Source organism: Vibrio sp. AND4 (assembly GCF_000171815.1).
Classification (GTDB): domain Bacteria; phylum Pseudomonadota; class Gammaproteobacteria; order Enterobacterales; family Vibrionaceae; genus Vibrio.
On record NZ_ABGR01000003.1, the window covers coordinates 14494 to 41251 of the forward strand.

General features: G+C 43.8%; 20 protein-coding genes. 9 read left to right on the plus strand and 11 right to left on the minus strand.

Annotated elements, in window-relative coordinates:
• The first annotated feature begins 344 nt into the window (after positions 1–344).
• Positions 345–2216 carry a methyl-accepting chemotaxis protein gene (locus tag AND4_RS05340; protein ID WP_009841891.1) on the plus strand — a complete coding sequence of 624 codons (1872 nt, stop codon included), beginning with the start codon at positions 345–347 and terminating at the stop codon, positions 2214–2216.
• A 98-nt stretch (positions 2217–2314) separates the two neighbouring features.
• Here the strand turns inward: AND4_RS05340 and AND4_RS05345 are convergent, their stop codons facing one another.
• Both AND4_RS05345 and AND4_RS05350 read right to left on the minus strand, forming a co-directional pair.
• A complete protein-coding gene (locus tag AND4_RS05345) occupies positions 2315–3469 on the minus strand; it encodes an aromatic amino acid transport family protein (RefSeq protein ID WP_009841892.1) in 1155 nt (384 codons plus the stop codon).
• An 879-nt stretch (positions 3470–4348) separates the two neighbouring features.
• The gene (locus AND4_RS05350) at positions 4349–4663 is read right to left on the minus strand and encodes a hypothetical protein (RefSeq protein ID WP_009841893.1); all 315 of its coding nucleotides are present in this window, start codon (positions 4661–4663) and stop codon (positions 4349–4351) included.
• Positions 4664–4803: 140 nt separating this feature from the next.
• Between AND4_RS05350 and AND4_RS05355 the strand changes: the two genes are divergently transcribed.
• Together AND4_RS05355 and AND4_RS05360 are read left to right on the plus strand one after the other, a co-directional pair.
• The gene (locus tag AND4_RS05355; protein WP_009841894.1) at positions 4804–5151 is read left to right on the plus strand and encodes a helix-turn-helix transcriptional regulator; all 348 of its coding nucleotides are present in this window, start codon (positions 4804–4806) and stop codon (positions 5149–5151) included.
• A gap of 90 nt (positions 5152–5241) precedes the next feature.
• Positions 5242–5979, plus strand: a complete 738-nt coding sequence (locus AND4_RS05360) for a hypothetical protein (protein WP_043991492.1) — start codon at positions 5242–5244, stop codon at positions 5977–5979.
• Between the two features lie 64 nt (positions 5980–6043).
• On the opposite strand, the gene AND4_RS05365 is transcribed toward AND4_RS05360, so the two are convergent.
• On the minus strand, positions 6044–7792 hold the full coding sequence (locus AND4_RS05365) for an SgrR family transcriptional regulator (RefSeq protein WP_009841897.1): 1749 nt from the start codon (positions 7790–7792) through the stop codon (positions 6044–6046).
• 251 nt (positions 7793–8043) lie between these two features.
• Between AND4_RS05365 and AND4_RS20505 the strand changes: the two genes are divergently transcribed.
• The 3 genes from AND4_RS20505 (at position 8044) to arsB (ending at position 9843) form a co-directional block, all read left to right on the plus strand.
• Positions 8044–8178, plus strand: a complete 135-nt coding sequence (locus AND4_RS20505) for a hypothetical protein (protein WP_009841898.1) — start codon at positions 8044–8046, stop codon at positions 8176–8178.
• A gap of 183 nt (positions 8179–8361) precedes the next feature.
• Positions 8362–8703 carry a winged helix-turn-helix domain-containing protein gene (locus AND4_RS05370; RefSeq protein ID WP_009841899.1) on the plus strand — a complete coding sequence of 114 codons (342 nt, stop codon included), beginning with the start codon at positions 8362–8364 and terminating at the stop codon, positions 8701–8703.
• Positions 8704–8787: 84 nt separating this feature from the next.
• On the plus strand, positions 8788–9843 hold the full coding sequence (arsB, locus tag AND4_RS05375) for an ACR3 family arsenite efflux transporter (protein WP_009841900.1): 1056 nt from the start codon (positions 8788–8790) through the stop codon (positions 9841–9843).
• Positions 9844–10234: 391 nt separating this feature from the next.
• Here arsB and AND4_RS20225 read toward each other — a convergent pair whose 3' ends face one another.
• The 6 genes from AND4_RS20225 to AND4_RS05400 all read right to left on the minus strand — a co-directional run bounded on the left by AND4_RS20225 (position 10235) and on the right by AND4_RS05400 (position 20138).
• Positions 10235–10372, minus strand: coding sequence for a hypothetical protein (locus AND4_RS20225; protein ID WP_009841901.1), 138 nt, complete (start codon positions 10370–10372; stop codon positions 10235–10237).
• 314 nt (positions 10373–10686) lie between these two features.
• Entirely contained in the window at positions 10687–11001 is a 315-nt protein-coding gene (locus tag AND4_RS05380) for a hypothetical protein (protein WP_009841902.1), read from the minus strand.
• Positions 10988–11761: an RHS repeat-associated core domain-containing protein gene (locus AND4_RS05385; protein WP_009841903.1), complete on the minus strand. Its 774-nt coding sequence runs from the start codon at positions 11759–11761 to the stop codon at positions 10988–10990. Before AND4_RS05385 ends, AND4_RS05380 begins: the two co-directional genes overlap by 14 nt.
• A 322-nt stretch (positions 11762–12083) precedes the next feature.
• Positions 12084–12479, minus strand: coding sequence for a hypothetical protein (locus AND4_RS05390; RefSeq protein WP_144017038.1), 396 nt, complete (start codon positions 12477–12479; stop codon positions 12084–12086).
• A 71-nt stretch (positions 12480–12550) separates the two neighbouring features.
• Positions 12551–17191, minus strand: a complete 4641-nt coding sequence (locus AND4_RS05395) for an RHS repeat-associated core domain-containing protein (RefSeq protein ID WP_009841905.1) — start codon at positions 17189–17191, stop codon at positions 12551–12553.
• A 10-nt stretch (positions 17192–17201) separates the two neighbouring features.
• Positions 17202–20138: a LamG-like jellyroll fold domain-containing protein gene (locus AND4_RS05400; protein ID WP_144017039.1), complete on the minus strand. Its 2937-nt coding sequence runs from the start codon at positions 20136–20138 to the stop codon at positions 17202–17204.
• A 1118-nt stretch (positions 20139–21256) separates the two neighbouring features.
• Between AND4_RS05400 and AND4_RS05405 the strand changes: the two genes are divergently transcribed.
• From AND4_RS05405 to AND4_RS05415, 3 genes are read left to right on the plus strand one after another with little or no spacing between them, the layout of a single operon-like run.
• Positions 21257–22204: an HlyD family efflux transporter periplasmic adaptor subunit gene (locus AND4_RS05405; RefSeq protein ID WP_043991516.1), complete on the plus strand. Its 948-nt coding sequence runs from the start codon at positions 21257–21259 to the stop codon at positions 22202–22204.
• 4 nt (positions 22205–22208) lie between these two features.
• Entirely contained in the window at positions 22209–23135 is a 927-nt protein-coding gene (locus AND4_RS05410) for an ABC transporter ATP-binding protein (RefSeq protein ID WP_009841908.1), read from the plus strand.
• Positions 23135–24232, plus strand: a complete 1098-nt coding sequence (locus AND4_RS05415; RefSeq protein ID WP_186004049.1) for an ABC transporter permease — start codon at positions 23135–23137, stop codon at positions 24230–24232. Before AND4_RS05410 ends, AND4_RS05415 begins: the two co-directional genes overlap by 1 nt.
• Positions 24233–24312: 80 nt before the next feature.
• On the opposite strand, the gene AND4_RS05420 is transcribed toward AND4_RS05415, so the two are convergent.
• Both AND4_RS05420 and AND4_RS05425 read right to left on the minus strand, forming a co-directional pair.
• Positions 24313–24684, minus strand: a complete 372-nt coding sequence (locus AND4_RS05420; RefSeq protein WP_009841910.1) for a hypothetical protein — start codon at positions 24682–24684, stop codon at positions 24313–24315.
• 198 nt (positions 24685–24882) lie between these two features.
• Entirely contained in the window at positions 24883–26715 is a 1833-nt protein-coding gene (locus tag AND4_RS05425) for an amidohydrolase (RefSeq protein WP_009841911.1), read from the minus strand.
• Positions 26716–26758 lie beyond the last annotated feature (43 nt).

Here is a 26758-nt window from a genome sequence, read left to right on the forward strand (position 1 = left end):
ACTTTAAACACATTGATTGTTGAGATAATATTAAAACCATTGATTCAAATCATAAAAACCAACAAATTAAATGTGGTTATATAAAAACAAAAAATAACACCCTTACACCAATTCACAGATTAATAATAATAACTTAAAAAGTAGATCAACCTCACAACTTCATAAAGTAGCGTAAGTTTTGCTCTCGCCTCGATGACAAAAAGTCGCTTTTCGCCTTTAGGTTTCTGTTTCATCTGTCGATAACCAAGATTACAAACACAATATTCTGTTTACTTCTGCCAAGTGTGCCCGAGAAATAAGAGGCGCAAGCAAAGCAAACCAGCTGAAAATCAAGAGGGAAATATATGAAATTCAGGCATAAAGTGGTCACCGCTTCTTCTATTTTATTGCTTGTGACTGTGGCATTGCTGTCGACGAAACAAGTTATGACTATCCGTTCAGAGATCGAAACAAACATCGACACCAGTGTCAGTGAGATCCTATCCAGTGTTGGCAATACGGTAAAATCTGAAATAAATGCCAAGAAGGAACTCGCTCAATCAATGACCGAGATTCTTGAAATTAACCCAAGCGACCACAGATACATAAAAGAAGTGATTGAGACACCAATGCCAAAATCTAGCTTCTTGGCGATTGGCTATGCGTACGACAATAACGGATTCGTGATTGAAAACGATGATAACTGGGAAGCTGGTCCAGATTACGATCCTCGCGTTCGCCCATGGTTTGTCTCGGCAAAAGCGCAAGGCAAGCTCGTACTAACTGAACCGTACGTTGATATATCCTCTAAAAAAGTGATCATTTCTATTGGTACACCAGTGCGAAAAGCAGGCCAGTTCATCGCAGCCATGTTCTACGATATGCAATTAACCGCTCTTTCTGACTTGGTCAACCAAGTCAATTTGTTTGATGCTGGTTACCTGTTCCTCGTTACTGCGGATGGCACGACAATCGCGCACCCACAAGAGAAATACAACGGTGAGAAACTCTCAAGCTACTTACCGCAAGTAAAGCTCAAATCAGGAGCTCAGCACATTGAGATTAATGGCGAAAAATACATGGCAACCCTATCGCATATTACCGGACAAGACTGGTATGTAGGTGCATTGGTGGATGAAAGTATCGCTTATTCCGCAGTAACGACGTTACGTAATAGTGCAATCGTCTACGCTTTAATTGCAGTGATCGCATCTATTTTGGCTTTGACCATCCTTATCCGTGCTTTAATGCGCCCTCTGAATGAACTAAATCGCGCAATCCAGGCAGTGGCGTCAGGGCAAGGAGATCTAACTCAACGCCTAGATACCAATACAGATCAAGAGTTCGCTGAACTAGCGAAAGGCTTCAATACATTTATGGCGAACTTGCAGCATCAAATCATCGAATCGAAGAGCATTTCCGATCAGATTTTGAGTGGCACGCAAATTACCGCTGAAGGTGCACGTGATTCTGCTACTGCGATTCAAACTCAGTTACAGGAACTTGAGCAATTAGCCACAGCAATGCATGAGATGTCTGTGACTGCAACTGAAGTGGCGAATAACGCACAAGGCGCAGCGAGTGCAGCCAAAGAAGCAGATGAAGCAACAATGCAAGGCTCTTCTGTCGTCAACGAATCCACCGCAACCATTAACCTACTGTCAGACTGCATCGATCAAGCAGTAGAAGAAGTACAAGGTCTTGAATCAGCAACAGCAAATATCGAGACAATTCTAAAAGTGATCAACGACATCGCAGACCAAACCAATTTACTAGCATTGAATGCAGCAATCGAAGCGGCACGAGCGGGTGAATCTGGTCGTGGCTTCGCGGTAGTTGCGGATGAAGTGAGAACGCTGGCACAACGCACCCAAGAATCGACAACTGAAATTCGCAGCATGATTGAACAGCTTCAATCTGGCGCTTCTTCAGTCGCCAATGCAATGCATCAAAGCAAAGGCAGCGCTGTAGAAGCAGTAGAGAAAGCAGAACACGCCAACGGTGCACTACAACGTATTCGCGATGCGATTCAACGTATCTCTGATATGAACCTACAAATCGCGTCAGCAGCAGAAGAACAAAGTTTAGTGGCAGAAGAAATCAACAACAACACGGTCAATATAAAAGATCTGTCGACTCAGGTTGCTGATTCTGCGAACCGCACCAATGACGCAATGCAAGTTCAGAATGAAAACGTTCGCAAACAAGATGATATTCTCAACCGTTTCACGGTCTAACCTCTGTTCTAGATAGCCTTATCGACAAAAAAACCGCTTGTCCAGTTGAGGACAAGCGGTTTTCTACAAATCAATCATTTTACGTTCGTCGAGTCGATTTACACCGCTTGAGCAAACAGCAAGAAACAACCAAATAGGAAGATCATGCTCATGCCAATCGTACCACCACCCGCTTCGTAAACATCGTCCCCTACAGGAACACGGCGAACTTTCATTGTCATCGATAATGGAACAAACACCGCCAAGAACACAAGAATAATGCCTGCGTAACTAAGAATTGCGAGGAAATGCTCTGGGGCAAACACCGCACCAATTAACGGCAGAATAAATGTAGCGACAAATACAACAGGTTTACTTGCCTTTAAAAGGTCAGCATTTTGATCATAAAGCGCCATTGCCACGCCCAAGAAAGACGTCAGAAGTGCCAAACCAGTGAACATCGAAAGAATAAACTCAAGACCGTAGTACTGTTGACCAAGGACAGAGATCAACTCAGACACGCTTGAGAACTGGACCAGCTCATGCGGTGGCAAATTTCCTACTACAGCGAACAACCACAATAAGTAGCAAACTAGAGGGATCGTTGAACCGACGATGATCATGTTTCGTAGCTGTTCCTTGCTTGCTTCTTTGTTATAAGTGACTAGCGAAGGGATCACGACCATAAAACCAAAGCTTGTGAACAGAACTGAGCTTTGTTGGATCAGTGCTACCTTGTCTGAGTTAACCACTTCGCTCAGCCCTTCAAACGATACATTTGGAGCAAGAGAGAATAACGTGATAACAAGCGCGACAATCATACCAATGAACAGGCCACGGTTTAACTTGTCCACAATACCTGTCCCCGCCGACACAATAAAACCAACCAAAATGGTAAAGCCGACTTGGCTAAAAATAGTAGAAACAGGTAGGCCCATTGATGTGGTTACTTTTTGTACCAAGTCGCCTGCACCTATGATGTAGGCCATCAGAAGACATACAAGCAGCGCGTACAACAAACCATTAGTAATAAGCTGACCGCCTTTACCAAGAGTTTCACGAGCAATCGCGTTCATGCTGACGCCACCACCTACTTTACAACTCGCTTCTAATAGAAGAAGTGCAGCGTAAGTTGTGCCCGCCCAGATGAACAGCATAAGAAGAGTGCCCCAAAGGAGACCAAATTGCGCAAGCACCATTGGTATGGCAAGCATACCAGCACCAAGAGCAGTACCTGCAACAATCAAGGAGCTGCCGACAAGTTTTAGGTTCACGGTTAATACCTCTATATTTAATCCGTTTTGTTATGACTTATCGTGCTTTGGTTTAAAGCACGATCGACAGAAATGCCCTACCCTGCAACCAATGAATCCGGTGTTTTGACACTATATTTCGGTGTGTTGACACTATATTTGGTTGCAAATAACCCAGATCTGGATACAAGTACCCCAAATCAGAGCACAAGAATCCCAAACTCAAGATGGGTCTTTCCTGCTTGAGTACACTATGGGGTAGGAAGACATTTCCTAGCAAAGTTCGATTGACGGGACGTCTTACTTTGGGTTCGAAGCAAAATCAGCGCATCTTTTTTCGTCAATCCCATTCTTAATTGAATGGATTTGGTTCGCGAGGATTGTAAGGCATAAATAGGAGGATTGAAAAGTAAAAGCTTAATCACACAACTATAAATATTAACAACTCTCAATCAATGTAAGAAATATATGACAAAATGGATGTCTATTTGATCTTTTGTTGCTTAAAAGAGGAGAAAATGGGAGATGACTTTTGATTTTTAGGTGTACGTATAAATTTACACTCTATCGAAAAAGGTTAGAAACTCGGAAGATAGCCTAGATACCGCAATATCGTTATTATTCGTTCTGTTCTGACGAAGTTCGGTTCACATACCTCTCAGTGCTTATTTACGGTTCGAAGATTTAATGTAGATAAGTGCTCCAAATGCTGGGTTTGGTTCCCCAGCATTTACACCCTTTCTCTATTGAATTTTTTAATGCTTTTCTTCTCGCTATTCGCTTTATTAGATTAAGCTCACCCGTATTTTATCCCATTGATTTTTCGGTGATCTATTTGTTTTTCAAAGAAATAAATGGACAGCTGTAAGCTAAATTTATTGTGCAGAGCGGGTTGATAAGTCAGCACAACTCTTGATCTAGAGCATCGATGATGAAAGTCAGCGCCCCGATCCCCATATCTGCCACCAAAGATTCCATCGGACTTAAGTTATGGTAGATTTGGTCCAATTCCGATTGGTCAATATAACCTTTATGCAAGTACAGCTCTTTGTACTTCATCAATCGTTTCTGTGATTCATGGGTTAACCAGGTAACATCAAAACGTATTTCGCGGCTACGCTCGCTAATTTCGGCAAGCAATTGTTCTAAAACGCGTTGCGTTTTGCGAACACTCACATCACCAGTGATTGATTTATAATTCTTATATTTTTCCATTCTCTGAAACTGACTGAAATTCCGTATTTTTTTTGTGGAATGACATTCTCATCGCTATATCAACGTGGGTAAATACGTGGTGGTTAAACTGGTCCGGTTATTGCAATCTTTAGGACAAAACTGTCCTACGGGGAGTGACTATGCACATAGACCCACTGATTGAAGTACTAATTGCCCGACGTAAAGAGAGAGGTATGTCACGCGGGCAAATGGCAAAAATCGCAGGCATGAGCGAAAAGACCTATCAAAGGATTGAGAGAGGCGAGTCAGATTTAAAACTCTCCCAGTACCGCTCCATTCTGAGAACGCTCAACCTAAGTGATTTGGATATCGCATTGGATGCAAGAGGCGTTGGAAATATTTCCGCAAGTGATGTCGTGTCAGCAGCACGCTTATTGTCACCCGAAGCGCAGTCTATGTTGACCAAGCTAATCTTCTTAGTGCTACATCAGAAAGCCACCGAAAGTAAAGACCGCAAAAAATCATAAATATGCCCCCTAGACTCTAAGTTCAAACAAAGTTATGGTGGACTTATTGATAGGTTAACGGTTCGTGCTCAGCACTATGGGGGAAGTATTATGAGAAGCCTTGGAATCATGGCGACCATCATGCTTTGTCTGTGTTGGACGTCATTATCACCAGCGCAGCCACAAGTTAGCAACGCTAACAAAACGGCTACTCAACCGGGTGACAAACACGATTTACGACCGCTTCAGCGACATCATCAATCCATCAAACACTCTCATCATCACCATCGACCTTATTACCGCCCCCCCTACTACCACCGATCGTTTTTCTATCATCGGCCACCATATTCCATCAGAGACCATCGCTACCACTCGCCGTTTATCTACGTGAGACCTGGATATTGGTATCCGCCTTATCGTGGTCGGTATTCTTATTATCACCGTGATTTAGCGAACATAGCGACCTTTGCTGTCTTCGCTGGCATCACCTATGCCATCGTTCAAGACGCTTATTATCGTCGCGAAGGCGCACGCTATGTGTATGTTCGCTATCCACCAAGCGGAAATTACACCATTCTTCGTGATGAAAGTGTGAAGAACAGTGATGCTGCATCCACAAAATCAATTGTTTCGCCATCGATAAGCACAAACACAGCGCGAATGAATCCAGCACCACCTGCGCCTAAACCAGAACCTAATCGATACAAACTCGGCGAAATCGTAGACTCATTACCTCACACTAAAGAAACAGTGGTAGTGAATGGACAAAGCTATTTCAAGTACAACAACACGTGGTTTACGCCGCTCAGAACGGAACATAAGTTTAAGGTAGTGGAATCACCCTTGTAGCTAAATACGCACTCAGTAGCAGCGAATTACTGAGGGGGCCGAGACTCAGCCAAAAACGAATTGATTAATCGGCAGACCATACCGAACGGATGTCCGGCCAACCCCAGTTGGTGAGGGTGACGTCTTCTAGTACGCCTTGAAAGCGCAGTGTCTGAGTGTGATGAAACATAGGGGCGATCCAATATTCGCTAATAAGCGTTGAAGCAACAGGCTCTAATGCTTTGAGATAACCGTCCAGCGAAGTATGAGCACGCACGTACTCTAGTTGGTTATCTAGCCATTTCGCATTATCCTCACCCAAGGCGTAGTGCAACACGGAATTACTGAATAGATTGCTGTAAGCCGACGCATGACGGTTGTCGTCCAAGTTGATATTCGTCACGACCAACGTCTCATCTAAGGTGCCATTTTTGGCCTTTTCACTTAGGTCTCGGTAGGGATACATAACAATACTGACGCTGCAGCCACTCCCCTCTAGTCGATGAGAGATAGCACGCGCACATCGACGTAACGCCGTATAATTGTAACCAGCGATGGTGATCTTTTTGGGCAATTTCACCTCTTCACCAAACGGTCTTAACACGGGCTTCCAGGTTGGTAACATATTGTATGCTGGCACATTTCCAAACACGATTTTTTCCTTGAACATCACATCTGCAAGTCGCTCTGGTTGAATCAAGTCTGCAATATAACGGCGCTGTGCTAGAGACAGAGGATATTTGGAATGATGATTGAACAAAGCGAACAAACAACCGTCTTCCGTTCTACTGTGTTGGGCATCGAGAGGCGATTTGTTATCTTGAGTAGACACATAATGACCACACAAGGTCTCACTAACCTTGATAGGCGCACTACCACTGAGAGAAGGGTTTTCCATTTTTCCATCATCGACAATCCAAATCGTCACCATATCCGCTAAAACTCGGCAACCGTAATAGTTATCAAATGCTTGAAGTTTAAGTCGACTGGAATTGTGCTCAACCACGGAAAACGCCCCACTACCAATCACCAAATTGTTATTCGCAGCATTTACTTGGCTAACAGGCTGAATGCCGTATTTCACACCCGAGATAAGCCCTGCAAAACCCAAATCAGGCTGACTGAGAGTAAACACAACTTTGAGAGGGTTCGGCGCTGTAATGTCGGTAACATGAGCGAGCTCTTTTTGGTAATACTCCAATGAGCTCAGTTTCGCAAACAGGCTCATCACCGTATCAGCATCAATCGGCACACCATTGTGAAAAGTTAAACCAGGACGAAGATAAAAGGTCCATTCATAGTGTTTCTCATCGTAGCGCCAGTGGTGGGCCAGTTCTGGCTGTACAATACCGTTGTAATCACTCGACACTAAACAGCAATAAATTTGACGCAAAAAGAAACGTTCACTACTCCGGTGTAATTGGTGAGGAACAATACGCTCGAACATACGTTTATACGTAAGCTGGATATTAAGCCGCCCTTCTTGAACAGATGCGCCCGAGGTCGTTTTGAGCAAGCGTCCGAAAGCCGCCTCATTTTCATCAAGAATCGCCAACGCTTTTTCATATTTGCCAAGCTTAATGCGCTCCAGTGCAAGGCTCTCTTTTAGCGTGCTTAATTCAATATTTAAGATCAGTGTCGAGCGCTGGTTACGGCCTGACTTTGGCTGCCAACTTAACCACATGACCTCCTGCATTTGCGAAAGTAAACTACGCGCGTGACGAGGAGAGGTGAACAGTAAATCTGCCACTTCCTGCAGCGTGGTTTTAACCTCACAACCGACAGTCAGCGGAGTGAGTCGCTGGTAATAACGGAATAAATTTAGATCAGACACAGCGCGTCCTCGAGAAGTAGCCGTAGTTTATTTTACTCAATTTATCCACCCAAAAATAAGAAAACTTCCATTTACTTTGTTCCCCTTTTCTCTTCAAAGGGCCGAAAAATGCGAGGGATTGAGTGATTTTTAGCAGTTATATGGAACAAACAAAAGAAATACACTCTCTTTTTCCGCTCCTCTTTTCTATGCACAATCATACTGTAAAGATGTATGCATACTAACACTACCAGCACGAAGGAGGAAATATCATGCGAACACAAAAGAAGTCTGCAAAAGCCTTGCCTAAAATGGCAGCTTATTTCCAACAGCGTATCGCTCGTTCGAAAAACAAATTGGAAGTGATTGCACTAAAAAATATGAAAGAGTTGTTGAATTGGCAATAACTTAAAACAACCCCAAGCAGAACTTAGCTCCGGATACCACACCCCCACTTAGTTGTGTCTTTAAGTTCTGCTTTTTCTCATTTTTCTTAATTCCATTCCCTCTGTTTTCTCCAATTGTTGCATCTCCAACAGAGCAGGCGTACAATTCATCGTAATTCGACGATAATCCATTAAGGCCAGAAAATGAGTGATAAATGCAAAAGCACTTGTGACGTTTCTTTCACGACGACGCAACAACAACTCGAGAAAGAGCAAATTCTGGCAGCACAAGCAAAAGCTTTGTCACATCCAGCGCGTTTACGCATTTTACATATCCTACACACTCTCGACACAATGGGTGGTTGTTTGAATAGTGATTTGGTCTCGGAACTTGGCCTTGCTCAGTCTACGGTTTCTGAACACTTGCGTATTCTAAAGCAAGCAGGCTTTATTAGTGCTGAGCCAAACCCACCTAAGGTGTGTTACCGCATTCAACGTGGCGCGTTTGATAAGTTCAATCTAGGATTTTCTAAGTTATTTGATTAATGGCCTTTGCATGCTAATAAAGCGAGTAGAGATAAACTTACACTTAAGTATCGCTTTTCGACGATAAACGAACGAGAGATAACTATGACAACTCAAGTTATAAATAGTGCCAGCGGCAAAATGAGCTTTTTGGACCGTTACCTAACGGTTTGGATTTTTGTCGCTATGGCAATCGGCGTTGCCATTGGTGCAGCATTTCCTCAAGTTGCTGAGTGGAACGAGTCAATGTCCGTCGGCAGCACGAACGTACCGCTCGCGATCGGTTTGATTTTGATGATGTACCCACCATTAGCAAAAGTGAACTACAACTTACTCGGTACAGTCACTAAGGACAGAAAAGCAATCACACTGTCATTGGTGATGAACTGGATTGTTGGCCCGATTTTGATGTTCATCCTTGCATTAACTTTCCTCGGCGATCATCCGGGTTATATGGTTGGTATTATTTTGATCGGACTTGCTCGCTGTATTGCAATGGTACTTGTATGGAACGACATTGGTGGCGGAAACAAAGAATACGGTGCAGCTTTGGTCGCACTAAACAGCGCTTTCCAAATCGTAACTTACAGTGTAATGGCATGGTTGTTCATCACTGTCTTACCACCAATCTTTGGTTACGAAGGCTTCGTGGTTGACATCTCGATGATGGACATCGCCGAAAGTGTGCTTATTTACCTTGGTATTCCATTCCTTGCGGGCTTTTTGAGTCGTAAATGGCTTGTCGCAGCGAAAGGTGAGCAATGGTACAACGAAGTATTTATTCCTCGCATTTCGCCAATCACGCTTATCGCCCTGCTTGCAACCATCGTACTGATGTTTAGCTTGAAAGGGGAAATGATACTTGAGTTGCCAATAGACGTTCTGCGTGTTGCGATTCCACTGGCTATCTATTTCTTGTTGATGTTCTTTGTGAGCTTCTTCATCGGCAAGAAAATGGGCATCGACTATGACAAAAACGCCTCAATTGCTTTCACCGCGACTGGTAATAACTTCGAATTGGCGATTGCGGTTTCTATCGCGGTGTTTGGTTTAAACTCAGACCAAGCATTCGCCGGGGTAATTGGCCCACTGATCGAGGTGCCTGTATTGATTGCTTTGGTGAACGTGGCTCTGAAAATGAAGCAGAAATATTACCAATAACATCATGCATATCCATGGGGATGGCCTTAATAAAAAACGTTTCCCGTGAAGCTTATATTAATTACACAACCGCCCTGTAAGCCTACAGGGCGGTTGTGTATTTCGTTAAACAGCATCCGAGTGGCACTGTATAATTGAATGAATATCGTCAGCTTATCAATTTTTGATTAAATACAACAAATAGCTCATAGAATATTTAGAAAAAATTCTATTATTAATCACTAAATATTCCCCCCGATCATTGAATGAAAATGTATTACAACCCACATCATCTCTAAGTAAGCTAAAGATGACATTACTATAAATACTACGCTCGAGATCACACCTAATGAACGCCAATTTTTCAAGCTTATTAAGGTAATTAATCCACTTATAAAAGGCATAGTAACTATCAACAAAAAAAATCGTTTAATAAAATTTGTTGTTCTTCAAGAATTAAAACAAAAGCTAGATCTAATAAAATCAGATAGAAGAAATACATTAAAGCAATGACAATATTAACTTTGATGATTTCTAATGATTTTTTCATTACAAAGCCTTAATTGTAGTGTTAAAAATGTAAAGTTTAAGTGGTTAACTTTAACTTTAACTTTAACTTTACATACAACTATCCCCCCTAGAGTTGAAAAAGCAAGGTCAAGTTGTGCCCCCAGAAACGCACCACGGGCACAAACCAGTTAGATCGGTCAATCCTGACGTGTCACCATTCGCATAAGTGTAGAGCTTTATTCCACCTTGCTATTGCAATGGTTTACGCTTGATTCAGCGTCTTAAGTCTTGTAAATAAGATCTGCAGTCATTACTGTGTATTCTCAATAGATGTCACTCCAAATCAGATTGGCTCTAAGACTTTAAATATATATCAATGATAGTTTTATAATATAAACCAACTACCCCACCAATAATCCCAAAAAATAAACTGAAATCTAATACATACATTAAAATAGATGTAAATAACATTCCTATCACAGCCATAAAGTATTTTGCATTAATAGATTTAAAACCAATAATCTCAAAACCAACCCCAAAACCAATGAACATTCCAACCAATCCAAAAATCAGTATATTATCGAAGTTAGCTGGCCCAATTATTAAATGGTAGGCTGATAGTAGTAAAAAACCGACAATACCAAAAGCAACTAACTTAATTACATCCACAAGGACTACCTCCAATATTAGATGCACTCTTATGAATATACTTACTACCTTGCCACGTAGCTTGTAATTTCAAGTGTGATTTCGCTACATTTTTTCCCGCCGCAGTCCCATGAACCAAGCCTTTAAATATTTTTTTTAAGCTTGAAATTCCACTTGGGCCAACGACACTGAACAAACCACTCCAAAGTAGATCTGTTTTATCCACACAGTCCCAACTAATCCATTCACCTGTATTGCGGTAATATTTAGCGCCTTGCACCACGTAATCTACACCCGCTCCGATAGCAAATGCAAAAATTGCGTTTCTACCATCCGGGTCCACGTACCCCAACGGGTCACCATTTACATAAGCATAGAGGTTTATCCCACCTTGCTCTTGCAATGGATCACGGTTAAGCCAACGGCGCTGATACGGCGAATAGAACCGATAGCCAAAATAAACTAACCCACTCGCAAAGTCACTGCGTTTCGTTGAGTAACCAAAGGGTTGTTGGCTGAAATCGCCGCCTTCTACTTGACCATATGGGGTGTATTGATAGCTCTCAACTACCTGGCCAGAAGCGTTTAAGACTTTTTGAACATGGCCTAGATGGTTGTACACATAGGTATAGATGTCACTGCTTGTCTTCGCCACCAGTAGGCCACCGATACCACCCGGTGCAGACTTATCCCAAGCATATTCTTGAAGCACGTCTCCCTCAGCGTTACGCTGCTGAAGCTCCACTAACCCAAGGCGAACAAACTGCTTTTCTTCTACCAACGCTTTATTTTTGTATAGCTAATACTGAGCGAGCATATGGTCATGCCCGTAAGCAAATGTCTCACGATATTTCGTGTCACCCCGGGTAAAACTCAGCTCGATTAAGCGGTTTTCTGCATCGTACTCCGCCTCAAACGGAACGCCATCGTCCAAGAGCCCCTTAATTGGGTTACCGTCTTTATCCTACGTAAATGCACTGGTGTCCCCATCCGCCCCAAAAGGGTGTGTCCCATAAAGAAAGGCACCTCAATTCGGTGCCTGTCTTTTATTTATCACTTATGCAACAGCTCTACCTTTAATTCCTATACTTTTCATAACCAACTCAAATTAAATAATTATTTTCTTTCAAAAAGGTGTGTATTTTTTTATCAGAATCATTTTTATTACAGATGTAGTATGATTTTTCTCCATCTCTAATAGTTATTATTTCTCTTTCATAATGAAACACTTTTAACATATCCCAAATTTTTGCCTGGAACATCGTTAAATTTGAAATAGAAAAAATTAATTCATTAGTATGAATGACTTTCTCACCCCAGTAAGTGGTAATAATGCATTGTTTATTTTTAAACTCCAATGAATAAACCGTTTTCTTTAGTTGATAAAAGTAATTAAATGCCTGTAAGTACGTCAGTATCATCATAGGGTAAAGGTAAAGCAATATCATTATATTCGGTAAATCAGGACCTATCGTAAGCGCAAAATGTATTTGTGCCATACATAAAGTAACTAAGAGTATTATATTTACAGCATTCTGTTTTTTTGTTATCGAATTACAATATATAATCATTATCTTCTCTTTCTTGTCCTTTCTAGACCACCAACTATCCCTCCTAAATTTGAAAAAGCAAGGTCAAGTTGTGCCCCCAGAAATGTAGCTCCGGGGTAAGCTGTGAGTCCTGCGGCCGCCCCTCCACCAATACCAGCTCCCAACACAGAACCCAAATTGACGCAAGATATAGGCCTACCCTTTCTATCTAAAACATAGATCTGCCCAGCAGCATTACTAACCATTGCACCCAATACAGGATTTATAACACTTAGTAAACCACCGAACGCCCCTGTGTAAGCACCCACTAAAATATCATCGGAATCACCGCCCTGAACCCAAGCACCAATAGCTCCATTTATTGCGCCAACCCCGATTCCAATCAATATTGGATTTCTACCATCCGGGTCCACGTACCCCAACGGGTCACCATTTACATAAGCATAGAGGTTTATCCCACCTTGCTCTTGCAATGGATCACGGTTAAGCCAACGGCGCTGATACGGCGAATAGAACCGATAGCCAAAATAAACTAACCCACTCGCAAAGTCACTGCGTTTCGTTGAGTAACCAAAGGGTTGTTGGCTGAAATCGCCGCCTTCTACTTGACCATATGGGGTGTATTGATAGCTCTCAACTACCTGGCCAGAAGCGTTTAAGACTTTTTGAACATGGCCTAGATGGTTGTACACATAGGTATAGATGTCACTGCTTGTCTTCGCCACCAGTAGGCCACCAATACCACCTGGTGCCGACTTATCCCAAGCATATTCTTGAACCACCTCTCCCTCAGCGTTACGCTGCTGAAGCTCCACTAACCCAAGGCGAACAAACTGCTTTTCTTCTACCAGCGCTTTATTTTTGTATAGCTGATACTGAGCGAGCATATGGTCATACCCGTAAGCAAATGTCTCACGATATTTTGTGTCACCCCGGGTAAAACTCAGCTTGATTAAACGATTTTCTGCATCGTACTCCGCCTCAAACGGCACGCCATCATCCAAGAGTCCCTTAATTGGGTTACCGTCTTTATCGTAGACGAACGCTTTGTCGTCTCCATTCCACTCGGTGATCTGGTTAAGTTCATTGTATTTAGCATTGGATTGCTGCCTAGGTAGAAACCAAGCTGGTGTTCCTGTCTGCTCTGCAATTTGTCCTGCTTCATCAAATCGATATTGGTAATCAGCCAGAGTGCCATCTTTACTTTTGTACAAAATCGCACTTAAGTCACCCTTTTCATTTAGCGTCGTCTTTCTGGTCACGCCATTAGGTAAAACTACACTCGCAGAGAACGCCAACGGTGAATAATCGTAGTGATAAGCAAATCGCTGTCCCAACGCATTTATCTCAACGACCCTACCCAAGTCATCGTACTTATATGCGGTATTTAGCTTACCACCGGCGTACAACTCGGATAACAAATCAAGATTGTTATAGTGCAGGGTTATAGTGTCGTTGTCTCGTGGTCCATCAATCTCAGCAAGACGCCCATTTTTCTCATATTGATATCGGGTAGATCCAATCGCATCTTTCACTTCACTAAGAAGACCGAGCTCATTGTAGCTGTATTCGACACTTGGCGTTTGATCACTGTATTCAATTTTATCTAACTGCTGTTTCTTGTTGAAATGAAGGGTTTTGGTAATGCCTCTAGCATTCGTTACCTTCTTGATTCGACCTTTATTGTATTCGTACTTTAAACTACTGCCATCTGGATAAACCTTCTTACTCAGTTCTCCTGAGGAGGTGTACTCAAAAGATGTTTGGTTTTGATTTTGATCCGTAAATGATGTAACCAGACCCGCTTTTGAGCGACCAATTTGAATACTCCCTTTGGCTGGGTTGATTACCTCCGTAAGTTGCTTTTGCGCATCATACCGATACTGGTAATCCCGATCACCTGGCAATGTTTCTTTTTCAAGTACACGAGGACAACTACCAAACTGGCGCTGAATTGTCCGGCCCGCCGCATTGCGGATTTTTGTTAAGGTATTAATCTTATTGTATTCAAAGTGCGTTTCGTAATCTGCGGCATCCTTATTGGAGATCACTCGACCTATCTCATCATATCCATAACGACGGACGATCTCTGAACCTACACGAACGGATGTGACTCGGCCTTTTGCATCACGCTCAAATGTGCTGATGACACCATTTGCATCAGTGGTAGAAATTAAATTACCAGTTGAATCATAGCCATATCGCGTAGTTAATCCGTCCATGTCGGTATATTCAGTCACTCGATGGTGGTCATCATAAGTAAACTGTTCATCACCAAATGGACCGACAATACTTGTCAAATCGAGCCCATTATTCGCATAAATAAATTGCGTTGAACGACCAAGCGAGTCAATGCTTTTCAGCAACTGACCATTGTTCGTCCACGAGTACTCGCTCTTTTGTCCAAAAGGATCCGTTGCTGATTTAAGTTTATTGTCGCTGTAGTACTTGTATTCGAAGCTTGCACCATCTGGATAAGTGATTTCAGAAATTTCACCCCTGCGACCATTTGGCACCACAAATTCATAAATTGTTTTTGGGGTATCGTAGTGCGAATTGTTTTTTTCGCTCTCGTATTCTTGATAGTGGTCGGCATCTACATACCAAGATCTGCCATGGAAACCGTCAAAATAATATTCCTCTTTCCCACCGGTCGGTAAAGTCACTGTAATGCGATAGTTTTCCCACATTGCAGTACCAGGAGGATTATAAGCATCGAAGTTATTGTGTATACCGTCTGCTGGCTCGATATAAAATTGAGTTTTACCTCTTGCGTCCGTCAACGATGTTACTAAATGATCATCATCGTATGTCAAGGATGCTCGGTAACCCTCCATGTCAGTCATTGCGACTAGGTTTCGTGATTTGTCATATTCAAAAAGGGCATAACGACCAAAAGGATCGTCGACTCTTTCAATCAAACCTGAAGAGTTATATTGAAAACTCGTTACCTGACCTAACGCATCCGTCACGTGCGTCACCTTGGCCGTTTTGTCGTATCCTACTGTGACTCGATTACCCGAGTTATCGACCTCAGCTAGCAAGAAGTTTTGTAGGGCTTTGGTTCCCTCTGGTACCCCGTAAATACGTTGCGAACCGTCTGCATATGTGAGCAGCCACTTTCCATCATCACTCTTAGTCAATGATGTTGACGAGTAACGGTCTGATTGATAAACCCCATGATTATTTAATATAAAAACACTTTCGCTGCCATCTGCTTCAAAAATAGTAACGGCATCACCCGGATCCACTACCAGATAGGACGCGTAATTAAACATCCATCGATGACCAAAAGGTTCATTTTGTGCGAGCACACTTTGTGTATTGTAACTTAGCTTCACCTCAACGCCAGGGCCGACTGTTGTGTCATACCATAGCGGAGCGTCTGTCATATAAAGGTTGAGATTAATGACATTGACCGACCAAATAGGTGCGCCTCTGCCGCGGCAGTTTTTATCTGGGTTACTGCCCTCCTTATTAGGGGTATTATCATCAGGTTCTGAACCAGGATCTCCTCCTTCGCTTGGTGGACGTTGGATACCACAACAGCCCCCATGAGTGGAGTTAGCGTCTTCGAGAGACAGTGCTGTCCCGACGGATGATGAAGCCCCCTTAGACAATAAGATAGCGTTACCTTGCCATTCCTTTTCAAGCTGCTCAGCTGAAAAATGAAAACGCCGATTCATCTGTGGGTCAACAATATAAAATTGCCCAGCTTCGACTCGCTCAAGAACCCAGTAATGTCCCTTACCACCGGTTGCTGCTCTACTAACTTGTAAGATTGCTGGTTCAGCTAGAGCGGCTAGTTCACTAACTTTGGCTTTAACTGCAAGTGCGTGATAACCATATTTAACAGCTAACTGCCTCAACTCTTCTATGCTAAAACCTTCAGCCTCATTATCTGGGACATAACCGAGAACTGCTTCAGAATCCTCGAATTGACCATCACCATTGAGTAAATAGGCCAGAGCCCGTGTTCCGCAATCGAGCAAACCGCCAGCCTGATTTTTAAGAAGCGATAACTTACGCAGCCAAATTGAAGCATATGATCTCAACCTCCAGTCTGGTGCGTTCTTCACTACCTCCGCAAATAGGGTTTTTGCCTCTTCTGGATTATTTTCCATCAACCGAAGAACAGCTAAACGACTCTTCGCTTTGGCAACCATTTGTTGAGCGCCTGAATATTCAGAGTCTTGATTTGTTTGGATGACCTCGTTGAACAACTGGTTTGCCGTCGAGTATTGCCCGGTAAAGCGAGCATTACAGGCCATATGTAATGTTGCTTCAGATGCCCAAGCGCTATTTGGGTATTTCTTCCTGAAAATATCAAACTCCACCGATGCTGAAGCATATTGGTGTTTGTTCCAGTTTTGAATCGCTTGTCCAAAAGCCATACGTTCCTGCTCATCATCACTGGCTATTAAGTCCATTAGATGGAACGACTCAGGTTCGAGATTATCTTCAACAGGGTGAGTTGGGGCTAATACGCCCCCTAGTTGTCCCGCCTCACTCAATTGCTTATGTGTTGGAGCCGTGGACAAGTCCATTTCTATTCGTGATGGTGATACTTGCCTAATATCCAAAGCTTCAGTCTCACGACCACAACCTACAAGACTTATTGAGATCGCTAACCACAATGTCAAAATGCGACCATTATTCATTTTAATTACCTTATTTTTCATCGGTTTTTGTTTTTATAATGTCTGTGTCAGACAGCTTCATATCAAATTTTCCGGTCGCCACGTTCTCAACCCACAAGCCTCGATAACGGCTAAAGTTGTAATACGCCATTAAGTTGCTTTCACCTGCTCGCGGTGGCACCCCCATGTAGCCTTGCATATCGCTGCCATCAAGCGCTCGTGACCAAACTTGAACATCGTCTAAGAGAGCATCCTGAAAATCTGAAGCACCTTCCAAACGGTTCATCGCGCCAACAAGTAAACTCCTTAAGCTGTCCCCTTGAAATTCAGCCCAGTTGCCACGACTTATTTCTCGCCCATTAAGGTAAAAAATACGTTCACGCGAAGCTTTGTCGAATACAACGGCTAGGTGCAGCCATTGATCCACCTCAACCTTGTCTGACTCTGTATACCGGTCTCTACCAGCACCAGATGTCGGCTTGCCATGATCTAATCCAACATACAGTTTGTGATCATCGCCATCATTCACACCAGACAATTGATAACGACTATCCAATGTTTTGAACTTCACCCAGTACATAAAAGTCATGGACTGGTCACCAGAAGGCATGAATCCTGTGTAACCAAATGCTTCTTTATCAGTGACATCTAAGACGTGTTCACCCGAGACCACCGCTTCACCGTTAGCATCGGCCAATATGGCCTGCGCCTGAACGTACTCAGCCCAGTGGCTTATGCTCTGGTCATTGAGCTCCCCAATATCAAAGCCTTGTAAATCCCAGCCCTTTTCATACTCGAACCCATCATCAATGCCATCGCCATCACTATCTGAACTACACGGATCACCCAGATGCTGGCCTGTTTCTACTCCCATCTCCAGACCATCCGAAAGACCGTCTCCATCACTGTCTGCATTGTAAGGATCACTGCATGTTGACAACTCAAAAGTATCACTTAGCCCATCACCATCATGGTCCGTCTCAACTTCAGCTGGCGCCATCAACTTTAATTCAGACAGCTTCATATCAAAGGTGCCAGTCGCCACGTTCTCAACCCACAAGCCCCTGTAACGGCTAAAGTTGTAATACGCCATTAAGTCGCTTTCACCTGCTCGCGGTGGCACCACCATGTAGCCTTGTATGTCGCTGCCATCAAGCGCTCTTGACCAAACTTGAACATCGTCTAAGAGAGCATCCTGAAAATCTGAAGCACCTTCCATGCGGTTCATCGCGCCAACGAGTAAACTGCGCAAGCTGTTCCCTTGAAATTCAGCCCAGTTGTCACGACTTATTTCTCGCCCATTAAGGTAAAAAATACGTTCACGCGAAGCTTTGTCGAATACAACGGCTAGGTGCAGCCATTGATCCACCTCAACCTTGTCTGACTCTGTATACTGGCCTCTACCAGCACCAGATGTCGGCTTGCCATGAGCTAATCCAACATACAGTTTGTGATCATCGCCATCATTCACACCAGACAATTGATAACGACTATCCAATGTTTTGAACTTCACCCAGTACATAAAAGTCATGGACTGGTCACCAGAAGGCATGAATCCTGTGTAACCAAATGCTTCTTTATCAGTGACATCTAAGACGTGTTCACCCGAGACCACCGCTTCACCGTTGGCATCGGCCAATATGGCCTGCGCCTGAGCGTACTCAGCCCAGTGGCTTATGTTCTGATCATTGAGCTCCCCAATATCAAAGCCTTGTAAATCCCAGCCCTTTTCATACTCGAACCCATCATCAATGCCATCGCCATCACTATCTGAACTACACGGATCACCCAGATGCTGGCCTGTTTCTACTCCCATCTCCAGACCATCCGAAAGACCGTCTCCATCACTGTCTGCATTGTAAGGATCACTGCATGTTGACAACTCAAAAGTATCACTTAGCCCATCACCATCATGGTCCGTCTCAACTTCAGCTGGCGCCATCAACTTTAATTCAGACAGCTTCATATCAAAGGTGCCAGTCGCCACGTTCTCAACCCACAAGCCCCTGTAACGGCTAAAGTTGTAATACGCCATTAAGTCGCTTTCACCTGCTCGCGGTGGCACCACCATGTAGCCTTGTATGTCGCTGCCATCAAGCGCTCTTGACCAAACTTGAACATCGTTCAAGCGGGCATCCTGAAAATCTGAAGCACCTTCCAAACGGTTCATCGCGCCAACGAGTAAACTCCTCAAGCTGCTCCATCGAAATTCAACATAGGTTTCACGGCTAATTTCTCGTCCATTGAGGTAAAAAATTCGTTCACGCGAAGCTTTATCGAATACAACGGCCAGGTGCAGCCATTGATCCACCTCAACCTTGTCTGACTCTGTATCCCGGTCACTACCAGCACCAAATGTCGGCCTGCCAGAATCTAATCCAACATACAGTCGGTGATCATCGCCATCATTCACACCAGACAATTGATAACGACTATCCAATGTTTTGAACTTCACCCAGTACATAAAAGTCATGGACTGGTCACCAGATGGTATGAGCCCTGTGTAACCAAATGCTTCTTTATCAGTGACATCTAAGACGTGTTCACCCGAGACCACCGCTTCACCGTTGGCATCGGCCAATATGGCCTGCGCCTGAGCGTACTCAGCCCAGTGGCTTTTGCTCTGGTCATTGAGCTCCCCAATATCAAAGCCTTGTAAATCCCAGCCCTTTTCATACTCGAACCCATCATCAATGCCATCGCCATCACTATCAGGGCTACATGGGCTACTGAGTTGTTGACCTGTTTCGATCCCCATCTCCAGACCGTCCGATAGACCGTCGCCATCACTGTCTGCATTGTAGGGATCGCTGCATGTTGCCTGTTCAATATGGTCAGGTGCTTGGTCTTTATCACTGTCGAGAGGATATAACTGTTCAACTTCTGAGATTACTTTATTGCCGTACTTATCACGAGCCACCGCTTGAATAAAAACAGGAGATGTAAACTGAGATAAATCTAAATTCACAGAATTCACACCTTCAACTGATTCATAAAATAACGGCGGTGATTCTGGGCTTATATATAAATCAAAATTTAAGTCAGATATTTTCTTTGAAAGGTTAAAGTTTATAGTGACACTTTTAAAATTCTGGACTTCTGAAAAATCCAAAGAAAGTTTATATCCATCCAAATTATTATCATTACTTTCAGATGTAGATATAATATTTGATAGGATATCATATATGTAAACTACCGACTGATCATCACCTTGTTCTTCCTTTATTTTACTTTCAGTTATTCGCCCTAAGGGGTCATAGCTGAATTCGATCGCTGAGGCTTGGTTCGTCATAAACATGGCCAAAGCACCTAGTACTGTCCTGATACTCATCATATAGCCTTATGGTCTTTATCAAATTAATGTTATTACCGTTAAACCAACTGATTAACTTAACTTTTGCTAAGGTGATGAATAATCAATTAATAATCGATAGACAACAACAAGCTTATGGTACAGTTGAATATGACAATCACAATTTTTAACTTTATGTTATTAATTCGAGATATAACTCACACCAAGGCATATTAAATTTCTATGCTTTGGGTAGATATTAATCGCTTTATTAACTTCTATTTGAATAACGAATACTTCGAGTTACTCGCTCCTTTTCGAGCACCAAAAGCTGTTTCTGATAGATACCTATTTCGTCGTAACTATAGTTTAGTGACTACTGTAGCAGTTTATCTGTCATGAGAGAGCGTTTGGAAATTAAGGAGAGTCTATTCAACTTGGTATACCCTACCAAGCGCTGAATTTGTGGCTAAAATCTCAGACAGTTCTGGCTATCGTGCGCTTAAATACCAACGTTTCCGTACCTCTCACTCAATCAAGGAAAGCCTGATCCATAACTCTCACTTATCTCTATGTGCCATCACCATAGTGGTAACCCACTATATTTGAACGAGAATTTTGTAGAGACTCGTTCTATAATGAGAACGACTTTAATAATTCATTGATTGATGAATATTGAGGCTATGAACTCCCTAGCCAGACAAAACAGACTCACGTTACAATGAACTCAGTTCCACATTCTTCTCCAGCTTGATACGAATACAAGCACATCATCTCAGAGGAAACGTCGCATGATGAAGCGAATTATTCTGGGCACCTTAGCCCTTACTCTTTTAACAGCCTGTTCCAAAGACGATGGTAAACAAGCCCTCGGCACATTAGAGCGCGACCGCGTAACTTTTACTGCTACGTCAAGTGAGATAATTCGTGCCCTCCCCATCAAAGAGGGTAGCCAAGTAAACGAAGGGGAAGTGCTTGTTCAGCTGGATACTAAAAACCAAGAGGCAGTTTTAGCTCATGCCATCGCCGAGCAAGCGAAAGCAGACGCATATCTTTTGAAGTTGACCAATGGTGAGCGACCAGAAGACATTGCAGCCGCCCAAGCTCGCGTCGCCAGATCACAGGCACAGTTAATTGAAGCGCAAAAAAACTACCAACGTAAGGCCGAGCTCGTTCGTAAGAAGCTTGTTAGCCAATCTGAAAAAGACACAGCTTTAGCTGCAAGAGACTCTGCACGAGCCGAGCTCGACTCATCACAGGAAGAGTTCAGTAAACTGACGGCGGGCTCCCGCCCTGAGGATATTGAACAAGCCAAAGCCGCGCTCATGGCTGCAAAAGCCGATGTGGCTCTACAAGAACAAAAACTGGCAGAGTTAACCATCACCGCCACTCGGGACGGTTTACTCGATACTCTACCGTTTAATCTTGGTGAACGTGTGCCTGTCAACGGTATCGTTGCTGTAATTCAAGCAAGCCGTGTTCCTTATGCGCGTGTTTATGTGCCAGCAAACTATCGAGTCGGCTTTGTGCCAGGTAAAACCGTTCAAGTCCATGTAGATGGCGTCGATCAAGCTTATTCCGGAACCGTTCGCTGGGTCGCTACCGAGCCCTCATTTACGCCTTATTTTGCGCTTACCGAAGAAGAGCGTTCGCGTTTGATGTATCTTGCAGAAGTCGACTTGCAAGATTCTGCGCAATCCCTGCCTTCTGGTATTCCAGCACAAGTAGATTTGGTGGAGTAAGCCAATGATTGAATACGCGATTCAGGCTAAAAACGTCGTAAAAAAATTTGGTGACTTCACCGCTATCAATAACATCACGCTGAATGTACCCAAAGGCAGTATTTATGGCTTTCTTGGCCCTAATGGCTGTGGTAAATCGACAACTATTCGGGTACTAACAGGCTTGCTTAGCCCAAGTGAAGGCAATGTCGATGTGCTCGGATTAGCGATCCCAAAACAATCTGAGCTATTGCGTCTCAAGATTGGCTACATGACACAAAAGTTCTCACTCTATGACGACTTGACGGTTCGAGAGAATCTCGAATTTATTGGACAAATCTTTGGGATGGAAACCAAAACACTCAAAGCTCGCATCGAAGCGCAACTATCAACTTATGGTCTCGACCAACTGCGTAAACAACGGGTTGGCGGCATGAGTGGCGGCCAGAAACAACGTTTGTCACTTGCCGCAGCCACCATGCACAAACCGGAACTGTTGTTCTTGGATGAACCGACTTCTGCGGTTGACCCAGAGAACCGGCGTGAATTCTGGGAACAACTGTTTGATCTTTCCGATCAAGGCACAACGATTTTACTCACCACACACTACATGGACGAAGCAGAACGCTGTCATCGGCTAGCGATTATGGAAGCAGGAGAAATTCGCGCTGATGGTGAGCCCGAAGAACTCATGGCACAAATGGGCGTCAACATCGTCGAAGTTAAAGCGGATAACTTACGAAAACTAAAAGAGAAAGTGACTCAATACAAAGAGGTACGCTCCGCTGCGCAGTTGGGCATTCGCCTGCGCATTTTAATCCACCAGCATATCGAACAACCGATTGAATGGCTAACCGACCACTTTCCTGAGCTAAATGGCTGCGAGATGAACATTGCTCGTCCTAGCTTGGAAGACGTGTTCGTCAGCGTGACGGGGGAAGGTCGCCAATGATGAAATCGATTGCTCGGATAAAAGCGGTGATGATCAAAGAAATCCGCCAGCTTTCGCGCGACCGTATTACCTTTGGTATGGTCGTGATGATCCCTCTGATCCAGCTTCTGCTGTTCGGCTTTGCTATTAATACTGATATTCGCAATATTCCTGTAGGCATCGTCGATCAGAGTGGCAGTACCGCTGGACGCGTGATAATCGAATCGGTCAAAGTAACCCAAGTGGTCGAGGTGACTGAAACCTTCGCTACCGCAGAGCAAGCGCAACAAGCTATTCAAGATGGTATTGTGCGTGCCGCTCTGATTCTACCTAGCGACTTGACCCAACGTATGGTGCAAGGCCGAGAGCTTGGCCAGTGGATAGTGGATGGATCAGATACGATGATCAGTTCCGCGATTCTCTCACTGCAAACCATGCCGTTAACGGACTTTGATTTCGAGATACGCCCAGCCCCCGCTAAGACCTTTGAAGTGGCACTGTATTACAATCCAAGCCGGCGCTCGGCTGTGAACATTGTTCCTGGTTTATTGGGCGTAATTTTGACCATGACAATGATATTGTTCACCAGTGCGGCCATTGTTAGAGAGCGAGAGCGCGGCAATTTAGAGTTACTGATTACCACGCCAATCCACTCCATCGAACTGATGGTGGCTAAGATCATTCCCTACATCTTCGTCGGCTTGATCCAGGTCCTCATCATTCTTGGTTTAGGCCACTGGATATTTGGCGTGCCAATAAATGGTGCCATTAGCCAGATCCTATTTGGCACTTTGCTGTTTATCGCTGCGAGTCTAACCCTAGGCTTGGTGATATCCACGATTGCGTCTACGCAATTGCAAGCAATGCAAATGACAGTATTTATTCTTTTGCCATCGATCTTGTTGTCAGGCTTTATGTTCCCTTATGAGGGAATGCCCGTTGCCGCACAATGGATATCGGAGGCGTTGCCCGCAACCCACTTTATGCGCATTATTCGCGGTGTGGTGCTACGTGGCGCAGATTTGATGGAACTGTGGCGAGACACACTTTGGCTGCTCGGGTTCACCGTTATCGGTCTTTTTATCGCCTCACTTCGATTCAAGAAGTCACTCGATTAACCAATCCATCAAACCCCGAAATTAAAAACGCCTCCAAATTTGGAGGCGTTCTTGTTTAATCATTCATGGTATCAGTGGGGTTAATAGTACTCACCATAAGAGCAATCATGCAGATCTGAGATGCTGTAGCTTCTTAATGAGTTAATTTTGAAATTAAAAACCACTTGTTTACATACGTTTCGGCTACGGTCGCTGTAAGTGATATAACCTTCGCTGTAGACACGCTTGCCAATCGTCGAGGTGATATCAGCATCCAGTTCGAGGTGGGCTTTGTGCGCACCAACACGTTCCATCATCTCATGCACATCGAGCCATTCCTCTCGGTTGGCCATTTGGATCAGCATTGATTGCGCCTGTGTTTGTAGCTTTTGTGGATAAACGTAAAAGCGGTTGTAAGCAAAATAGGCGCTCATCAAAACCAGTATTAACACTGCTGAGGTAGTTCTTGTCATGCAAGTTGCCTCTTATCGTTATGAATTTTTTAATTGCAATCTTCTCAGTATAGGAAGCGAACTAAGTCTAGGTTAAATAATTCACACAAATAACAAGCGACGGTTAAAATCAGTTAATTCCATGACAAACCGCCGCTTAATTTAACCTCATTCTAAATAACTAGACATCTTGCAGTTATGGCGTACCGGATTCAGGCGCTATTTATCGATGGGAAACAGCTTACTTTCGAAGACAGTTGCATAGATCGGCACATCTTTCAGCTTTTCGATATCGATTTTGTATGGGTCTTCTTCCAGCACCGTAAAGTTAGCAACCTTACCCACCTCAATACTACCGAGCGTATCTTCCATTCCCCACGAATAGGCAGCTTCAATAGTAATGCCTTTGAGTGCCGCTTCACGAGAAAGTGCGAGATCTTTACGTAGTACATTACCGTTATTCGTTTGGCGAGTAGCAGCACTCCAGGCCAGCAATAACGGATCAGCAGGTGCCATTGGCATGTCCGAGTGCAACGACACTGGTATTTGCTCTTTCTCTATCGTCGCTAGTCGAACCATGGCGTGGGCACGCTCTTCCCCTAAGCCGACCTCGCCAAAACGCTCACCAAAGCCCGTCACATAGTATGGGTTGACACTGATAATCGCACCGAGCTTTTTCAGCTCTTTTACTTGCTCGTCGGTTGAGTTTGCGAAGTGTACAATCGTAAAGCGATGATCTTCGCGTGGGTATTCAGCCTGACGACGTTTCAATACCTCAATTAACTTTTCTACGCCTTCATCACCGTTGACGTGAACAAGGATTTGGTAATCTTTCTCCCAAAACAATTTGGTGATGTCTTCTACTTCTTGAGGGGTTTGAATCCATTCGCCGTGATGGCCATCAAGATAGCCGTCTTTCATCATCATTAGCTGAGAAATGATGGCGCCATCGAACAGCAGCTTAACTTGATTTTTAAAAAAGCGAATTTTGCCTTCGTCGGGGAAGGTTTTGGTGATCTCTTCAACCGCTTGCACTACCCCTTCTTTACCTTTCAAGAAATACGGTGACTTGCTTTCTGGTGTAAAGAAGGAATACATTGGCGTCTCATCAGCACCTAAGATTTCTTTATATAAGCCCACCATATCTTTAGGAATAAAGGCGCCAGGTTCGTTGTATGCCGTTACCCCTTTCTCGTGCAGCATCTCTACCATTTGATTTAAACCCGCACGAAATCTTTCCTCATTACCGAGCTCTTTGTACATGCGCGGTAACAAGTAAATCAATGCGCCACCTTCCCAGAAGTGTCCATTTTCCAGATCCGACTGTGCAGCAACCTCTTTACCTTGCTTATCAATGTCCTCTTGATTTAGGCCAAACTTCTTTACAAATGCCGAATTTACATAGAATTCATGCGCAGAACGGTGCCATATACCTATGGGGCGAGTCTCAGAGATCTTATCAAGATCAGCACGCGTCAATTGACCATGAAAAAAGTTGTTGTAGCCCCATGTCCACAATACTTCGTTGGGGTCTTCCATTTCTTTTTCTAAGGCACTCAATGCTGCAAGGTATTCCTTATGACCATTTACCGCAGGCCAGGTACGACTCGGTAACTGCCACTCTTCTGGGGCAATAACAGGCATACTCAGCGTGATAGCACCAAGGAATGGATGCAGATGTTGCTCGATAAAACCAGGCATAATGACCTTGTCTTCTAAATCGACTTTATCCGCATTTGGAAATTGTTTAAGTGCTTGCTCTTCTTTACCAACAAAGACAATCTTACCGTCATCACTCGCCACTACAGCCTCTACGCGAGGTTGGCCTTCGTCCATTGTAATGATGGTATCAGCAAGATAGATCGTCTCACCACTTGCTAGGGGCGCTGCCGCTCGAGCTTGCTTTTCTTCCTCAGTCACTGGTTTTGATTCTTGTTCTAGTCGCTGTTCTGGTTGTGATGGCTTCGCTTCTTCTGCTGGGCTGCATCCTGCCATGGTTCCAATTAATCCGAGGATGGCACCCGCCACCAGCGTTCGTTTGAGTGGTTTCATGTATTTCCCTTGTATCACTGGTTTGCTACCGCATAGTTATGAC

What these genes read in the sequence shown, in the direction of transcription:
- AND4_RS05340 (WP_009841891.1), top strand. Translation starts at nt 345, where the DNA reads ATGAAATTCAGGCATAAAGTGGTCACCGCTTCTTCTATTTTATTGCTT.
- AND4_RS05350 (WP_009841893.1), bottom strand. Translation starts at nt 4,663, where the DNA reads ATGGAAAAATATAAGAATTATAAATCAATCACTGGTGATGTGAGTGTT.
- AND4_RS05355 (WP_009841894.1), top strand. Translation starts at nt 4,804, where the DNA reads ATGCACATAGACCCACTGATTGAAGTACTAATTGCCCGACGTAAAGAG.
- AND4_RS05360 (WP_043991492.1), top strand. Translation starts at nt 5,242, where the DNA reads ATGAGAAGCCTTGGAATCATGGCGACCATCATGCTTTGTCTGTGTTGG.
- AND4_RS20505 (WP_009841898.1), top strand. Translation starts at nt 8,044, where the DNA reads ATGCGAACACAAAAGAAGTCTGCAAAAGCCTTGCCTAAAATGGCAGCT.
- AND4_RS05370 (WP_009841899.1), top strand. Translation starts at nt 8,362, where the DNA reads ATGAGTGATAAATGCAAAAGCACTTGTGACGTTTCTTTCACGACGACG.
- arsB (WP_009841900.1), top strand. Translation starts at nt 8,788, where the DNA reads ATGACAACTCAAGTTATAAATAGTGCCAGCGGCAAAATGAGCTTTTTG.
- AND4_RS20225 (WP_009841901.1), bottom strand. Translation starts at nt 10,372, where the DNA reads ATGAAAAAATCATTAGAAATCATCAAAGTTAATATTGTCATTGCTTTA.
- AND4_RS05390 (WP_144017038.1), bottom strand. Translation starts at nt 12,479, where the DNA reads ATGGCACAAATACATTTTGCGCTTACGATAGGTCCTGATTTACCGAAT.
- AND4_RS05395 (WP_009841905.1), bottom strand. Translation starts at nt 17,191, where the DNA reads ATGAATAATGGTCGCATTTTGACATTGTGGTTAGCGATCTCAATAAGT.
- AND4_RS05405 (WP_043991516.1), top strand. Translation starts at nt 21,257, where the DNA reads ATGAAGCGAATTATTCTGGGCACCTTAGCCCTTACTCTTTTAACAGCC.
- AND4_RS05410 (WP_009841908.1), top strand. Translation starts at nt 22,209, where the DNA reads ATGATTGAATACGCGATTCAGGCTAAAAACGTCGTAAAAAAATTTGGT.
- AND4_RS05415 (WP_186004049.1), top strand. Translation starts at nt 23,135, where the DNA reads ATGAAATCGATTGCTCGGATAAAAGCGGTGATGATCAAAGAAATCCGC.
- AND4_RS05420 (WP_009841910.1), bottom strand. Translation starts at nt 24,684, where the DNA reads ATGACAAGAACTACCTCAGCAGTGTTAATACTGGTTTTGATGAGCGCC.
- AND4_RS05425 (WP_009841911.1), bottom strand. Translation starts at nt 26,715, where the DNA reads ATGAAACCACTCAAACGAACGCTGGTGGCGGGTGCCATCCTCGGATTA.